Below are 16,195 nucleotides of genomic sequence, written 5' to 3' on the forward strand. Positions count from 1 at the left end.
TTGCCTAAGTTTGCCGCATTATAGTTCTTTAATTATTTCTTCATCAACCGGTATAGGTTCTGCTTAATTGCAGATGAATAGGGAATCGTGTTAGAATCACGAGCTGTCGCGCAACTGTGTATAACGTAAGTTATTAGCCAGATACCTGCCTTTACTGTATTGACAATGCTTTCGCGAAAAAAGGCAATTGGTCAGATTTGATTTGTGTTATCATTGCTGTGGCGGCCGCTGCAGTGGTGTACCCGGATTTCTCTATTCCAATTTTCTTTGAAGCATTGCGAAGTTTTAGCCTTTGAGAGCTTTTAACCGATTTATTCATTTAATCCTTTAAAAGAAATGCTAATGCAAAACTATGGCTTGCCGCTGATGGTCAGCCACATTAAAAAAATTACGATCATGGTATGTTTGCTCGGTACTGCTTTCTGCACGCAGGCCGATGCACAGGAAAAGAAACCTAAAATCTCAAAAGATTCGGTAACCAACGATCTCGACGAAGTAAATATCAATTCGAACAAGCAGGGCAGGAGCACCCTCAAACTGAATGCTCCCTTAAAACAGATTCCTATCACTTTCAATTCAATCGGAAAAACTATCCTTGATGATCAGGGGGTAGATGATTTTCAATCCGCACTCAAAAATGTCAGCGGTGTAAATCCGGTAGAAACTTACGGTGGTTTTCAGCAGTTTGTGATCAGGGGATTCACGGATTACCTGATGCTGGTAGATGGCTTCAGGGATGAGCGCCAGAACATCTCACAGAGTGCACCGATAAGCAGCACGGCTTCTGTAGATCATATCGAAGTAGTAAAAGGCCCGGCATCAGTGCTGTTTGGGCATTCTGCACTGGGAGGGATCATCAATGTGATCAGAAAACAGCCTACCACAACTCCTACATACGATTTCTCCCTGGCCTATGGAAGTTACAATACCAGGAGGATGACGGCAGGTGCCGGAGGAGCCATTACCAGTAAACTGAGTTACCGTGCTGATTTCGGGATCTCTGATCAGGACGGATGGAGAAAGGCAGGATTTAGCAAAGCCAATGGTTACCTAGCATTAAATTACGCTTTAACTGCGAATGATCAGTTCCAGTTTCAGATCGGCGCTGCCAAAGATGATTATCAGCTGGATGCGGGTATTCCTACGATCAATGGGGCAATTCCTGCAGGTGTTGCGCTTTCTACGCGTTACAATACGCCGCAGGACAGGATGACGTACAGCCGCAACGATTTCCAGCTGAGGTACAACCACAGTTTTTCTGCGGATACCAAGCTGACGGAAACCATTGCCTATGCCAGTGATTCTTACCATTACTTTTCTTCAGAAACCTTGTACTTAAATACATCGCAGGATTCTGTAAACAGGGAGTTCTTTAACTTCAATACCAGTTTAAAGCCCCTCCAAAATACACTGGAACTCAGTTCTGTGCTTAAAATAGGAGCGATTGAGCAGCGCTTTACTTTTGGGAACTCTTTAAATTACCTGAACTGGAAACAATTCAGGGATTCCGGACTGCCGCCTGTAACTACCGTTGGGCTGATCAATCCGGTAGAAACGCAGCCTAACATCGTGGTTACCAATGATACCCGGAGGATACTCAATGAGTTTTCAACTTCCTTCTATTTGCAGGACTGGATCAACTTTACTGCAAAGCTGAAAGCACTGGTAGGTTTGCGTTATGATTATTTTAAAGGAGAATACCGCACGGATAAGCTAACAGGGAGCGACTTCCTAAAAGGTATCGCGACAGACAGAAAATCTGATGCGCTTACTTATCGGTTCGGACTGGTTTACGAGCCTGTTACTGCGGTAAGTATCTATGGTTCGTATTCCAATTATTTTAAACCGGGGAGACAGCTTCCGGTAAATGATATTGTATTGAAACCAGAAACAGGGGCAATGGCCGAACTTGGTGTAAAGCTTCAGATCAATGACCAGCTGAGTTCTACTACCAGTGTATATCACATCAGAAAGTCTGATATTATCATTGGCAAGGGTGCGGGGGTATTTGAACAGGCAGGTAAAGCTGTTTCTAAAGGTATAGAAGAAGATTTGACCTATACGCCAAATGCCCATATATCTGTTACCGCCGGATATAGCTATACCGACGCGCGGTTTAAAGACTATGTGCAGTCTGCTACAGTGAATTTAAGTGGCAAGCGTTTATATTATGCTCCTGACCATCAGGCTAATCTCTGGGCAACTTACCGCTTTGCCAGACGGATTGAAGACAATGGTTTCAGGATTTCCGCAGGGGGTAACTTTACCGGCACCAGCTTCGCCGATAACGATAATGCAGTAAAGCTACCTGCATATACGGTGATCAATGCCGCTGTACATTATCAATTTAAACATGTGGATATCGGCTTAAACGTAAATAATGTGTTTAATAAAACGCAGTATTTTATTTCTGCTATTAATGATAACCAGCTTTATCCAGGCAAGCCGGCTAATTACCTGGCTTCTTTAAGATATAAGTTTTAATTACTCATTCCCCCGGGTGTTGATCCGCGGGGATTTTCATTTTTTCATAATGACGATAAAGAACCAAATTGTAAGACTGCACCGCTGGTTCGGACTGATTATGTGCGTGTTTTTTGCAGCCTGGTTTCTTTCAGGATTTGTGATGATGTATGTGGATTTTCCGCAGTACAGCAAGAAGCACCGTCTGGCGCATCTGGCGCGATTATCTTTAGGTGCATCTAAATATATACCTGCCCGATTGAGTTCTTCGCTGTCGCAGGATACATCCTGGAAACGGATCCGGCTAAATATGTTGCTGAACAGGCCAGTTCTGAGATTGGAAAATAACGAAGGGGAATTGTATTCGTTTTATGCAGATAATGGCAGCCCGGTTAAAATGTTATCAGCTGCACAGGCCAGTGCTATTGCGGTGAATTACCTTTCCGGAGGTTATTCGCCTGTGCTTCTTGAAAAAATCACAGAGTTGGATCAGTGGATACCGCGTTCTGCATTTCTATTACATATGCCTGTTTACAGGATCAGGATGAATGACCCTGCTGAAACGGTGACCTATATTTCATCCAAAAGCGGGGAGATCCTGCAGGTACATACGTTTTCGCAGCGGATACTGGCATGGTGCGGGCCGATTATCCATTGGATCTATCCTAAGGAACTGATCCTGCGGAGGCCGTTGTGGAGGTTTGTGGTTATTCTTTTTTCTTCGCTGGGTATTTTTGCCAGTATTGCCGGGATCGTTGTGGGGTTTATCAGGGTAAAGAAAAAGAAGAGGAGCTATACCAGTCCTTACCGCGAGAGATGGTTCAGGTGGCATCATTATACAGGTTTTATCTTTGGCCTGTTTACGTTCACCTGGGTGTTCAGCGGTTTGTTAACGATGTCTCCTTTTGACTGGAGCCCGGAAGTTGATATCACAGCTCGGGAGAATCGGTTATTGCAAGGCGGTAACCTGATGGTCAGATCTTTTACCAAATTACCTGGTCAGGCATTTTCTGCTTTGAATGAAGGATTTTTGCCAGTTGAAATTGAACTGAAGCGCTTTCAGGGCAAGAGTTATTATATCGCTTATAATTCAAAAGGACAAACGCAGATTACCCTTGCAGAATTGTCTGGTTTAAAGGGAGGGAGGGCAGTGGCTCCTTTCCCGTATTTTTCGCAAGGGCTGATGATGCGTGCAATCCAGTTGGTTCATCCTGATGGTATTCCTTCCAAAGTCAATCTGATCCATCAGGAGGATCATTACTATTATTCTAAACACAATGACAATGTTCTTCCTGTGCTGCGGGTACAATATAATGATGCGGAAAATACCTGGTATTACGCAGATCCTTCAACGGGGTCAATTCTTTTGAAGAATACTTCTTCTGCAAGGATGAGCAGATGGCTGTATCATGGTTTGCATAGCCTTGATTTTTTTAATCTGCAGCATTACCGGCCGGTATGGGATGTGTTGATGATCATACTGTTAACAGGTGGAACTGCTGTAAGTCTAACAGGACTCCTCCTGGCTCTGAAATATCTTCGCAAAAAAGTAAAACTATAAAATCATTTTAGTAGCGTTTAAATTAGGTTTTTCGTATTTATACGAAAATAAATTCAAAAAGTACTTGCATAATTGGATGAATACCCGTAATTTAATTACACAAATTGGTGGGATTGTAAATGTGAATTCTCCTGTTAATTATAAGTGGTAACTTATATTTAAAGCCTTCCTTTTGTGTTTTATTATTACTGTCAATTCCTAAACAGATATATTTCACATTCCTCTTTATTCAGGATAGCTCCTCCATCTGTGTTATAGCTATTGATAATTGTCTATTTCTAAAAACAAGAGAGTAAACATGGTATGATGAATCATAAACTATATGATGTCCTTTTTGGTGTGAACAATTTGCCAGATGAATTAAAAGATGTAAAAAAGCGCGAAGCGCTCATGGAAATTATTGACGAGAATCTGTTGCTGTCGAGACGTCATAAAAACGAACTGCTCCTCACTCCAGGGAATGTCTCAGATCAGATCTTTTTTCTGGAAAGTGGTGCCGCACGGGGATTTTTGTATGATGATATGGGAGACGAGAAACTATTATATATGTGGGATGAACATCAGGTGATTTGCGACTGCTCCAGCTATTTCTTTGCAAAACCAAGCAATATGTTTATTCAGCTGACGCAGGATAGTACGTTGCTGTCTTTAACGCGCAGTAATATCGCACAGATCACGGAAAAGTATCCGTATGTGGAAATCGCTATTAATGTTATTTTATTGAATGATATAGAGTACAATCGTACAAGGGTAATTGATTTTATGACGCTGACGCCAGCGGCTAGGTATCAGAAGCTGCTGCAGATTATGCCGAAGGCGGATCAGAAGTTTTCACAGCGGGATATCGCATCTTATACTGGGACTACCAGGCAGACTATATATAGGTCTAAGAAAGCTTAGGGAAATTTGCAAGAACAATTTATGTTTTAGGGTTGGAGGGAAGCTTTTAGGAGCTTCCTTTATTTTTGATTTTTTGTTCAAAGAGGGCTTAGGTGGTTCCGATACAAATTCTAACTTTAATAGGTGTTCTTCGTAACGTGTTAATGTAATGTGTGTTACGTTAGATTGCATCATGTGTTTCACAACCTGTAGGACTATTGATGGTATATTAGTATTGTCAATGTCGGTGCAATTTTCAAATTGATTAATTCAAAGATTATAATATATGAAAACTATAAATATATTTCATCGCGTAAGGGCGTTTTTAGTTGACAGATTCACCTATATCAATCTAATCAGTTCTTTATATATCTTACTATTCATATACGCGGGTGCAATAAAGCTTTTTGATTTTAAAAATTTTAATCTACAACTGCAAAAGTCTCCGATTTTATCAAGTTTCGCTGACGTACTGTCTTTATTGATTCCTCTAGTTGAAATTGCTATATCAATTTTACTTATAATTCCTGGCACACTAAAAATCGGGTTATATGCAGCTTTTACTCTAATGTCACTTTTTACTGTTTACATAATTTCAATTTTAAAATTTACCAGCTCAATACCTTGCAGTTGCGGAGGAATAATACAATCCTTGAGTTGGAACCAGCATTTAATATTTAACGGTGTATTTCTATTTATGGCAGTATTGGCAATACAGTTGGAAGCTTATAGCAATCGAATTGATTTCCGAAGAAAAATATGATTTACAATAAAATATAAAATATTATCACTATGAGAAGAAGTATGGTCGTTTTGTTAATAATATCATTTTGCTCTATTTTTATTTTCGCTTTTATTTTAATGAGTAGAGAGGATAAGAAAAAAAACGGATTTAGTAGAAAATTTATAGATTCAAACATTATCCTGGACAAGTATTACGAATTTAGTGATTATAATTTTGGGTTTCTTTCGGATCCTGATAATAATATCTGGATTTCAGATTTAACCAAAAGCTTCGTTGCAAAAAAGATAGACTATTCTCTTCAAAATATAAGAGACTTACATATAAATGTCCCGAAGGATTTTCCAATTGGTAATCGTCCCCTTGAAATGCATAGAATGGGTTCGACGATATTTAGTATTAATAAAACTGGTGATTTGGCTGTGATATTTAAAAATTCCAGTTTAATCTATAAGTTACCTCCGGTTTCAATTCATGCGATTATACCTATTTCTAAAAATACAATAATTGGCAGCGTTTTTACAAATGCAAATGGCAAGTATAGTACAAAATTGATTAAAATAAAGTTATCGAAAAATTCCAGGATAATAAATGAATTCTCAATACCTAAACAGGTAGATGGATTATTTTGTTCGGATGGCAGTATGGAGTATGATATAAAACATTCCAAAATATTTTACATGTTTTATAATCGTGGACAGTTTCTATGTTTAGATACAAATCTAAAAATTCTATACAAAGCAAACACAATTGATACGAATCGGCTAGCCAAAATTAAGATTATTACTAGACCATTTCGGTATAGTAGCGGAAAGATTAGCAACAAAACGTTTTTGGAGGCATCAAATCAGATTGTAAATAGATATCTAGTTACTGATTCTGCTAATGTATACGTTAATTCTAATTTAGTCGCAGACAACGAAAAGAAAGAAGATTTATGGAAATCTGATCCCATTGATGTGTACTCAATTTACAATGGTAGATACCTGTATAGTTTCTATGTTCCAAAATATAGGGGGTACAAAATTCGTCAATTTAAATTTAATAGAAATAAAATAGTCGCTTGCTACAGGAACTATCTTGTTGCTTTAATAATTAAGCGAAAAACTTAATGTCTGTATAAATAAGATGTAGTACGAAACTCATTCGTTTTACTACAATTTGTAAAATATTCATTGGCCAATTGAATCAGGAGAAACCGAAAACCTGTAAGATAGTAGGTACTTAAACAAATATTATAATTATGAAAAGAGTAATTTTTAGCGCTTTATTAGCAACAGTTGCTATAGGCGGAGCAATCACATCTTATGCTCAACAATACCAATCGCCAACAAATAAGGTTTATACTTGCCCTGCTTCAACAGGTCCCTTATGTATTAACATTCCTGAGAATATAAGACCAGTAGGTAGTAGTGGGTCTTACTTGCCACCTAGTTCCTATAATTTTGAAGAGGAACAATATACAGTTCAATAACATTCATTGGGCCTAGTCGAGATATCGGCTAGGCCCAATTGTCTATTTGGAATAACTATGCTTTTCTGATAAAGCATTATCTATCAAAGCCAGTAACTCTTTGGATTGAATATCTGTTTTTATTTGAGCGACAATTTTCCCTTCTTTGTCTACCAAAAGCATAAATGGCGCCCCATAAACTGCATAATATTTGAAAAATGGGTGGTTAAATGATGAATATGGCAAATTTGAAACGTTGATGTAATCCTTAGAGGTATATAATTTACTATCTATACCACGTAGCCACCAATCTTTTGTTTTTCCATCATTTATTGACAGCATTTTAAAATCTTTTTTATTTTTAAGTATTGGCCATAATTCCTGTTCAAATTTAGCATGATACCCCGCACAAGCCGTGCATCCAACACCCCACATTTCAAGCAAAAAAACCTTTCCTTTCAATGAAGCGGTGGTGAATTTTTTGTCATCCAAGGTTATAAATTCCCCGTTATATAATGGTGCACCTTTTTTAAATTTCATCTTTTCGGAAATTATTAATCTTCCAATTCGCGATTGAAGGTATTTGCGTGCATCTGCTAATAGAGAGTCGCTAACTTCATAAATATTCGAAAGACGTTCGGTTCCATATGTTCCCATAAATAGTTCAATAATCATTCGCTCTCTGATCTTTTGACTATATGTATTTGTTATAGCCTTATAAAAACCTGCTAAGTCAATATTTCCCTCATTATTCAAAAATTCTTTAGTCTTGATGATTGAACTGATCCATTGGAAATAGTGAGGATTATAAAGAACTATATCTTCAACTTTTACATCGATTACTTCTGATTCATATTGATTGAAATTTTCAATAATCCTTTTTTGAAGATTATGGAAACCACTACACTTTTTATAAGCTAATTCATGATAGCTGGCCCATAGTAAATTAAATTGAGTAGAATAGCTATATGTCAAAAGTTTATGTATTTGTGAGCTGGTTTTTGAAGATGAATTAATCGTGGTTTCGATTTTGTTAATGTACTGCTTTCTAAGCTGGTTGAAATTGTGCAGAAATGAATCTAGACTATCTAAGTTTTGACCAGGTTCTTTAGGAATAAGTGAAAAATAATGATAAAATATTCTATTTAAACTGAAGATGAGATTATATTTTTCAGCGCCCATACCCGAAAAACGAAGCGAATCTTCTTTCGCACCATATAAAGACTCTATTTGTCGATCAAAGATATCAATATGTACTTTATCTGTGGGTTCGGCATAATAAGTACCCCAGCTTTTTGCCTCGCCCGATCCGTTCACTCCAGTATTTCTAATGGCCACCGGCTTAAATAATATTAATTTATTAGCTTTATTAAACTCAAAACTAAATTCGTGGTTAACATTCATTTTGATGATATTACGGTCCGCCGGCTCCCAATAGTTAAGCTTGGAGACTACTGTAATCATAATGCTATCAGGTAGATTTTTCTTGGTATATTGGATCTTTCCAGTTAGAATAGGCTTGCCCATTAGATGTTCTTGAGCCGAGGCATTATTCATGAAGCAGATGTATATGATCGATAACAGGCTTATTAATAGAATTTTCATGATTGTGGTTTATAAGGAAATTTGCTTGTCAAACATTTTATCAAATAATATTAAAAATTAAAAGAATCAATAACCAGGATTTTGTATCATATTAGGATTACGACTCATCTCGTCATAGGGAATAGGATATAGTAAATCAGTCGATAGCCAAGTACTTTTGATTGCTCCTAAAACGACATTCGCTCTATTAGTCCTTTTAAGATCTAACCATCTATGTCCCCATTCCGTGAAAAGCTCAGCCCTTCTCTCCTTGAGGATTAGATCCAACAAATCTGTTTTCGTGATAGTTGCATTGGTATTTTTCACCAACGTTACTCCCGCCCTATTCCTTAGTTTATCAATATCGTCAATCGAGCCAGCCAAATTGTTTAATTGCGCCCTTGCTTCAGATCTAATCAAATACAGTTCTGCTAGTCTTAATACTGTTGAATATTCAGTAATAGTCGTCGATGATCTAATTTTATATTTAAAAGGATAATAATATGTAGTGGTAGCAATTGTCAAACTTTTCAACCAATTGGATTTTCTTTTATCACCAAGCTCAAAAGCATCGTTTATAAGTCGATTATCTACAGCAACGTTAGTCGGTGAAGTTGTTAATATAAAGAATTGTCCTTCAGTAGTATTAGTATTGACAGGCGGAACTAGTTGCCATACTGCTTCTGAACTGTTTTTTAAAAAAACGTTTTCAAGATCAACGAGGGAATAAATGTTTCCTTTGTCAATTACAGCTGTAGCATACTTTTCTGCGTTAGTCCAGTCTTGAAGAAAAAGATAAGTTCTTGCCATCAATGCCTGTGCTGCTCCTAAATTTGGTCGAACTCTTTCGGTCGTAACATATTTGTCTGTTAATGACACTTCGGCAATTTTTAGATCAGCAACGATTTGTCGGTATACTTTATCGATACTTGATCTTGGTAATGTTCTATTCTCTTTATAATCTGTGATGACCTGAACTGGTATCGATCCATATAAATTAACCAGGTAGAAATAACAGAATGCCCTAATGAAATGTGCTTCGCCTTGTAGTTGTAATTTGACGGCCGGTGTTAAATTGTTAGATTTCTCTAATCCTTCAATAATAGAGTTTGCAGTATAGATATATGCATAATTATCTAAAAATAATGTGTTGTTTGAGGTATTTAGATCGGTCAATTGATTGTCATAGAATGCTGCAACGCCCGGCCCACTGTTATAATTTGTTAATTCATCAGCAGAAAGGCCACATAGGTGATTAATGCTGTTTACTTCTTGAGTGGAAGACATTCTACTATAAATACCCCCGATAGCTGATATTGCTAGGTCATCATTTTGAAATAATGTTTCCTGTCCTAGGTAAGATACCGGGGGATTAATTTCTGTAAATTTCTTGCAGCTGAAATTCAAAACAGCGAAAATCAAAAAAATATATTTTATCAACTTCTTTTTCATAATAATATTTTAAAGTGTAAGGTTTAACCCTAGTGTCATACTTCGTAACGGGGGCAAATAAGATATAGCTTGATTTTCAGGATCTAATCCGATATAGTTTGTGTAAGTAAGCAGATTTTGTCCTTGTAAGGTAAATTTTGCATTACTTAAATTGATTCTTTGTAACCAGGCTTTTGGTACATTATAAGATATCGAGACATTCTTTAACCTAACAAATGAGCTATTAGTAATAGATTCGCCTCCATTATCTCTAGCATTCGAATAGTTTGTATAATTTGATCCTAATGTTGCACTCACTTTTGGAATTGAACTTACATCTCCTATCTGCTGCCATCTTTGAAGTACTATTGTTGGGTAGTTACTTGTTGGAAGAGTACGTGACAAATAACCTGGTAGTAGGCCGATGTTCATATAATTCAGGCTGGACCTTTGTTTTGTAAATGCAATAAGAAAATCTAAGCTTACGCTTTTGAAACTTATACTATTTTGAAATCCTCCATAAAAGTATATTCCCGTAAATTTATTTAAATAGCGATCATTATTATTTATGATTCCATTGTTGTCATAATCTTCAATGTCGTAGAGGCCAGTCTGGCTATTTATTCCTCTAACATTATATATTCGTTTTGTTGATAGTGGCTTGCCCACGACATAATTATAAGCGTCACTAGAATTCTCAATATCTGGATATGATATCAATTTATTCTTCGGTACCGTCATATTAATTCCTGTAAACCATTGCCAGGATTCCGAATTTATAAGTTTATAGTTTGTCTCCATTTCCCAACCAATGTTTTGAACAGTTGCTGGTCGGTTAGCTACGATGAGTGAATTCCCAGTGCTGGGAGGTAAAGGGTCACCAATGAGTTGATTAGACGACCTATTTCTATACCATGAAATCTCTATGTTTAATCTGTTTTTTACAAAGCCAAGTTGTAATGCTGCTTCTAATTTACGGTTGGTTTCCCATGAGAAGTCTTTGTTACCCAAGTTATTAGGGATATTAGTAGGTAAACTTTGATAGATTTGGCCAGGTGCCCATAGTTGAAGATATTGATAGTCAGGTATTTGGTCATTTCCTGTTATTCCATAGCTACCTCTAAGTTTTCCGAAGCTTAAAAATGCAAAATGTTTTTTAAACATATTCTCCTCAGAAAATATCCAGGCAGCTCCGATGGCACCAAAGTTTGCAAAACGTTTATCATCGCCAAACCTACTTGAGCCATCTCTTCTAGCTGTAAGATTAAAAACATATTTATCATATAAATTATAATTGAATCTCGCAAAAACTGCAATATAACGATATTGTGCGGCGGATAATCTAGAAATTAAAGTCGAAGCTGAACTTATATTGTCCATTAAACCATCACTATTAAAACCGTTGGCAATTAAATTTCGTGATTCATTATTGTTACTTTGGATACTCATTCCAAGTAGAGTATCAAAGTTTCCTGGTCCAAATTTATTTTTGTACGTAAGTTGGGGTTCAACCATCAGAGTGTTATTGAATGTATTACTGAAAGTTGCCTCTCTCGCTGTGGCTGTTAAAGAAAGTGCCGGGGAAAAGCTTGACAACGGAACTATGCTGTGATCATCGCGTTTTATCATGTTATATCCTATAGAAGCTTTCAAAAATAAATGATTTAGAAGTCTATATTTTAAGGCAATGTTGGCAATGAGGTTATCGGATCCACTATTAGCCAATTTTTGTAAGCTAGCAAGTGGATTGACAAATAGAGTATTGTTACTCCAATTTAATTGTCCATCTTTATCTAACAAATCTGGATAATTTGGAGGAAGATATATGTTATAAGTAATGTCTTCCTTCATTAAACTACTTTGGACATGATTATAGTTGGCAATAAAGCTTATATTTAATCTGTCCTTTTCTGTTCCAACATTTAAACTGGAAGTCATTCCACCACGCTTATAGCCAAAATTACCCGGAAATACAGAGCCCTCTTGATAATAATTTGCACCTAAGAGGTAATTGATTTTGTCACTTCCCCCACTAATATTTAAAGATGAAGTTGTAGTGTTTGCTGTGCGACCGATTAGCTCTTTTTGCCAATCTGTATATTTGCTTTGGTCGTAATTGCCATTTATGTCATTTTGATTTATATAGGTAGGAGAACTTGTTGTTAGTTTACCATTTATGAAGTATGCTTCCTTACGTAATTCTAAGTACTGTTGCGTGTTTAAAAGATCTAGTCTCTTATCAACTTGGCTGATTCCCTGATTGATTGAAGCATTGATTCTTAATGAGCCAATACTACCCCTTTTCGTTTTTATTAATATGACACCATTTGCTCCCCTTGATCCGTATATTGAAGTAGCATCTGCATCTTTAAGTATTTCTATACTTTCGATGTCATTTGGATTTACCATACTTAATGGACTAGCTCCATCTAGTCCAAGTATTGGTAATGAAGGTGAAACTTTATTAGAAGGATAAACTACTCCATCAATGATATAAAGTGGATCGTTTCCAACAGCCGTGTTGATGCTATTCCTTCCTCGAATTTGTACTGATACGCCACCACCTGGCATTCCTGTTTGCTGAGTGATCAATAACCCCGGAACTCGATTTTGTAAAGCAAGTACTGGGTTGTTAACTGGTTGTTGAGCAATAGTTTCCGATGTGACCCTCGAAATATTTCCTGTTCGATTTTTATTACTTACAGTATAATACCCTGCATTGACAGTGACTTCATCGAGATCACTGTTAAGAATTTCCATTGAGATTGTTTCCAGTTGTGATAATGCAGTAACTTCTCGTGTTTTGTAACCCAAATAAGAGATAATTAAAATGACGTTTTCTTCTACATTATTTAAATAGAACTCTCCCTCACTATTAGACAAAACGGATTTACCCGTTCCTTTAACTTTAATTGTAGCTCCTGCTAATCCATTCCCATTCTCATCTACAACTCTTCCTCGTACATCAATTGACTGAAAATAAGCGATCACCTTTTCAACTATCGATTTCTCTGAACTCGGTTTAATCAAAACCGTATTATCTTCAATCTCAAAAGAAAGCTGTTTTCCCTGCAGAGTTTTTGAGATAACTTCAGACAGTGGAGTTTTGGAAAACTTCGCATCGAGGGTGGTTGAACCTTTTAGCTGATCTGATTTCCAAACAACGGTATATCCTGTTTGCTTATATACTTCATCAAAAAGCTCGGATATCGTTATGTTTTTCTTTGACAGGGTAACCTGCTGTGCAAACGAAGTTGCACTAACCTGCATTATGGTTGCTATTAATAACATGATCGTTAGTTTCATGACCAGCAAGGTTTTGTGTATGCAGCGCGGAGGCTTGCATAAAAAATTTGTAGAAATTTTATACATTAGTGGTGTGTTTGGTTTGTGGTTGATTTATGGTGTTTACTAGGCACTTGTCATTAAGCGAATTCAAACATCTTACAGAGCTCCGATTGCCGTCGGGGCTTTGTTTTTTGTATCTGGTTCGCCTGGATATTTCTACTCTTTTACGATAATCCTCCTTCCTTCAATTTTAAAGTGAACAGATCCAACGATTTCTAATTTTTTCAAGACTTTGCTTATTGTTGTGAATTTTGAGATGGAGCCACTAAACTTCTGATCTTTCAGAGACTCCTTGTCATAATAGACACTTACATTGTACCATCGCGCTACCTTCACCAGTATACTTTCCAGTCTTTCGTCATTAAACTTGAAAAGATTATCCTTCCACGCTACGGCTACACCAGAAGCAGCTTTCTGCACGAGAAATGAATTACCAGATAGCACAGTTTCTTCTCCAGGTTTCAGCAGGAGATCCGCAGTGCCTTTGGCTGCAGCAGAGTGGACCTTAACAGATCCTTCAAGCAAAGTAGTTTTCGTTTCAGCGTCATCAGCATAGTTACTGATATTGAAATGGGTACCCAATACAGTCACAGATTGAGATGAACTTTTAACCACAAAAGGATGAGCTTTATCTTTAGTAACTTCAAAGTAGGCTTCGCCGCTCAGTTCAACGTTTCGAGTGACATCAAAAGTTGTTGGAAATGATAGGGTTGAAGCGGCGTTAAGCCATACCTTTGAGCCATCCGGCAAAAGCACAATATATTGTCCTCCTTTGGGAGTTTCTATGGTATTATAAGCATCTCTTTTCGAAGAACGTGATGATGAACCTTCCTCCATCTTAAAGACTAACTGACCATCGCTGCTCTTGGTGATCTGTAGGCCAGATTCTACAACCAATTGCCCATTTTTTGCATCAGTCAGATTTATCTTTTTTCCGCTTGCGAGCGTCAAAATCGCCATGTTACCACCTGGGTTAATATCCTGGCGCAGGTTCTTGTTTAAAAGATATAGCCCCGCCAGACAGATTGCAAGAGATGCAGCATAACCAAGCCATCTGTATTTTTTATATATAGAAACACGTTTTGTTTTGACAGGAAGTTGAGTAGACAGGATCAGTTCACGGCCAGCCTCATGAGAAATGAAAACACTCTCATCGATAGGAGTGCCAACATTTTTTCGTGCTTCCACATTGAACCACTCTTCCAGGAAGTTTACTTCTTCAGGAGTACATTCCCCATCCTGGTATTTTTGGATCAACGCAATTACTTCTTCTTTTTTCATTATAAACATGTAAAGGTTTACAATATAGAATCAGCTCAACTGGTAACATCCATCATAGGGAAATCAAAGAAAATTACAAATACTTCTTAAATCACTGATTATCAGTCTAAAAAATACATTTGTATTGCAGTAAATGTAGAGCTATAAGGAGTAGGGAGTTTTGGATCTCTTTATTATTGCGAAGTACAAAGAGAGCGCGTTGGATCTGGGTACTTACGGTATTTTCCGTAAGGCTTAACAATTCTGCAATTTCTTTATGAGACAGATGTTGCTTACGACTCAGATTAAAGATTTCACGCATGCGTGGTTGCATACTCTGAACAGTGGCTTCGATAATTTCGGCCAGTTCTTTCAGGTGCACATCCTGATCTGCCTGATTGTAACTTTCTGAGGCAAAATTGGCTATGGATTCTAAATAATTCGTTTTAGTTTGCTCGTGCTTAATAGCATTGAAAACTTTGAACCTGACTGCTCTGTAAAGGTAGTTGGCCAAATGTTCTGAGGAATTGATCTCCAGGCTCTGCGCACGTTGAAATACAACGGTAAAAACTTCCTGAACAATATCCTGGGCTATATCCTGATCCTTTACCATGCTGTTGACGAACACCACAAGGGGAGTCCTGTGCCTGTCATATATTTTTCCGAAGGCATTTACGTTGCCCGACTTAAAAAGGTCGAATAACTGGAGATCTGAGAGAGAATTTAAATCAGCCATTGTATAATAAATGATAGCCTATTTGGTGGATCAAATATAACCTACGGCTTTTAGGTTTATACAGTTTTGATAATACAGTCATATATAATTATTCTAAATTATGTGGCTTTATGGCTATAAAATCCGATTTAGCTATTAATAACTAGCTATTTTACAGGATTTAAAACTTTTATGTTTCCTGGCTTTTTGAAACTGCTCAGATGTTATCAAAGTATATTTTTATTGATCAGCTTTAAATATTTCAGCGGGGAGATTGGAAATCTATGCTGATTAAAAGGATAATTTAATGGTTATAGCCATAAATATTTGGCGGGCATAAAAATAGATTCTGCTACTGCTATTACCCCGCCAAATATTTGTGGAAATGCTTACCTCATAATTATTCAGGACTAATTTTCTTTAACAACTTGTATTCCACAGGAAAGTTCACAGCTAAATTCTCCAAAACATGTTTTTTAAAACCGTCAAATACACTTTCACAAATCCTGAGTATGAAACCTTCCTGCACAAAGTCATTAATGTCTATTCCAAAGTCGAATGAAGGCAGCATATAATGAAGCTTCGGATCACTTTTCAGGGTGATAAAAAAAGGATGCCGATGAGGAAACAGATTTGAAATCTCTACGTTTTTGCCATATAGTAAAGCCTTCGTGCGTACAGTGAAGTACTCCTGATACTCTTTCACTGTAACTTAAAATCGACCTTTTCAGTGCTAAAACGGATGGGCCGCATCCTGAA

The 16,195-nt window shown here is 37.1% G+C and carries 12 protein-coding genes and 1 riboswitch; of the genes, 6 read left to right on the forward strand and 6 right to left on the reverse strand.

The features are described from left to right. Positions 1–37: 37 nt before the first annotated feature. Positions 38–167, forward strand: a riboswitch (cobalamin riboswitch). A gap of 175 nt (positions 168–342) precedes the next feature. From FN831_RS15710 to FN831_RS15735, 6 genes are all read left to right on the forward strand, one after another. Further along, a complete protein-coding gene (locus FN831_RS15710) occupies positions 343–2,484 on the forward strand; it encodes a TonB-dependent receptor (protein WP_185960501.1) in 2,142 nt (713 codons plus the stop codon). Between the two features lie 49 nt (positions 2,485–2,533). Next, positions 2,534–4,024, forward strand: coding sequence for a PepSY domain-containing protein (locus FN831_RS15715; protein ID WP_142529124.1), 1,491 nt, complete (start codon positions 2,534–2,536; stop codon positions 4,022–4,024). A 303-nt stretch (positions 4,025–4,327) separates the two neighbouring features. Further along, complete coding sequence (locus FN831_RS15720; RefSeq protein ID WP_142529125.1) at positions 4,328–4,924, forward strand: Crp/Fnr family transcriptional regulator; 597 nt, start codon at positions 4,328–4,330, stop codon at positions 4,922–4,924. A gap of 265 nt (positions 4,925–5,189) precedes the next feature. Then, positions 5,190–5,666 (forward strand): MauE/DoxX family redox-associated membrane protein, encoded by a 477-nt coding sequence (locus FN831_RS28440; RefSeq protein ID WP_142529126.1) that lies wholly within the window; start codon positions 5,190–5,192, stop codon positions 5,664–5,666. 98 nt (positions 5,667–5,764) lie between these two features. Beyond that, positions 5,765–6,757: a hypothetical protein gene (locus tag FN831_RS15730; protein ID WP_142529127.1), complete on the forward strand. Its 993-nt coding sequence runs from the start codon at positions 5,765–5,767 to the stop codon at positions 6,755–6,757. A gap of 131 nt (positions 6,758–6,888) precedes the next feature. Next, a complete protein-coding gene (locus FN831_RS15735; RefSeq protein ID WP_142529128.1) occupies positions 6,889–7,119 on the forward strand; it encodes a hypothetical protein in 231 nt (76 codons plus the stop codon). Between the two features lie 42 nt (positions 7,120–7,161). Here the strand turns inward: FN831_RS15735 and FN831_RS15740 are convergent, their stop codons facing one another. From FN831_RS15740 to FN831_RS15765, 6 genes are all read right to left on the reverse strand, one after another. Then, positions 7,162–8,655, reverse strand: a complete 1,494-nt coding sequence (locus FN831_RS15740) for a TlpA family protein disulfide reductase (RefSeq protein ID WP_142529129.1) — start codon at positions 8,653–8,655, stop codon at positions 7,162–7,164. A gap of 114 nt (positions 8,656–8,769) precedes the next feature. Continuing rightward, entirely contained in the window at positions 8,770–10,134 is a 1,365-nt protein-coding gene (locus FN831_RS15745) for a RagB/SusD family nutrient uptake outer membrane protein (protein ID WP_142529130.1), read from the reverse strand. 9 nt (positions 10,135–10,143) lie between these two features. Next, a complete protein-coding gene (locus tag FN831_RS15750; RefSeq protein WP_185960502.1) occupies positions 10,144–13,419 on the reverse strand; it encodes a SusC/RagA family TonB-linked outer membrane protein in 3,276 nt (1,091 codons plus the stop codon). A gap of 198 nt (positions 13,420–13,617) precedes the next feature. Further along, positions 13,618–14,751 carry a FecR family protein gene (locus FN831_RS15755; protein WP_142529132.1) on the reverse strand — a complete coding sequence of 378 codons (1,134 nt, stop codon included), beginning with the start codon at positions 14,749–14,751 and terminating at the stop codon, positions 13,618–13,620. Positions 14,752–14,848: 97 nt separating this feature from the next. After that, positions 14,849–15,457 carry an RNA polymerase sigma-70 factor gene (locus tag FN831_RS15760; protein ID WP_142529133.1) on the reverse strand — a complete coding sequence of 203 codons (609 nt, stop codon included), beginning with the start codon at positions 15,455–15,457 and terminating at the stop codon, positions 14,849–14,851. 379 nt (positions 15,458–15,836) lie between these two features. Then, positions 15,837–16,142, reverse strand: a complete 306-nt coding sequence (locus tag FN831_RS15765; RefSeq protein WP_142529134.1) for a hypothetical protein — start codon at positions 16,140–16,142, stop codon at positions 15,837–15,839. Positions 16,143–16,195: the final 53 nt, after the last annotated feature.

The sequence above is a fragment of the Pedobacter westerhofensis genome, assembly GCF_900182595.1.
Taxonomy (GTDB): domain Bacteria; phylum Bacteroidota; class Bacteroidia; order Sphingobacteriales; family Sphingobacteriaceae; genus Pedobacter; species Pedobacter westerhofensis.

What these genes read in the sequence shown, in the direction of transcription:
- FN831_RS15740 (WP_142529129.1), bottom strand. Translation starts at nt 8,655, where the DNA reads ATGAATAATGCCTCGGCTCAAGAACATCTAATGGGCAAGCCTATTCTA.
- FN831_RS15720 (WP_142529125.1), top strand. Translation starts at nt 4,328, where the DNA reads ATGATGAATCATAAACTATATGATGTCCTTTTTGGTGTGAACAATTTG.
- FN831_RS15715 (WP_142529124.1), top strand. Translation starts at nt 2,534, where the DNA reads ATGACGATAAAGAACCAAATTGTAAGACTGCACCGCTGGTTCGGACTG.
- FN831_RS28440 (WP_142529126.1), top strand. Translation starts at nt 5,190, where the DNA reads ATGAAAACTATAAATATATTTCATCGCGTAAGGGCGTTTTTAGTTGAC.
- FN831_RS15745 (WP_142529130.1), bottom strand. Translation starts at nt 10,134, where the DNA reads ATGAAAAAGAAGTTGATAAAATATATTTTTTTGATTTTCGCTGTTTTG.
- FN831_RS15735 (WP_142529128.1), top strand. Translation starts at nt 6,889, where the DNA reads ATGAAAAGAGTAATTTTTAGCGCTTTATTAGCAACAGTTGCTATAGGC.
- FN831_RS15760 (WP_142529133.1), bottom strand. Translation starts at nt 15,457, where the DNA reads ATGGCTGATTTAAATTCTCTCTCAGATCTCCAGTTATTCGACCTTTTT.
- FN831_RS15750 (WP_185960502.1), bottom strand. Translation starts at nt 13,419, where the DNA reads ATGAAACTAACGATCATGTTATTAATAGCAACCATAATGCAGGTTAGT.
- FN831_RS15710 (WP_185960501.1), top strand. Translation starts at nt 343, where the DNA reads ATGCAAAACTATGGCTTGCCGCTGATGGTCAGCCACATTAAAAAAATT.
- FN831_RS15755 (WP_142529132.1), bottom strand. Translation starts at nt 14,751, where the DNA reads ATGTTTATAATGAAAAAAGAAGAAGTAATTGCGTTGATCCAAAAATAC.
- FN831_RS15730 (WP_142529127.1), top strand. Translation starts at nt 5,765, where the DNA reads ATGAGTAGAGAGGATAAGAAAAAAAACGGATTTAGTAGAAAATTTATA.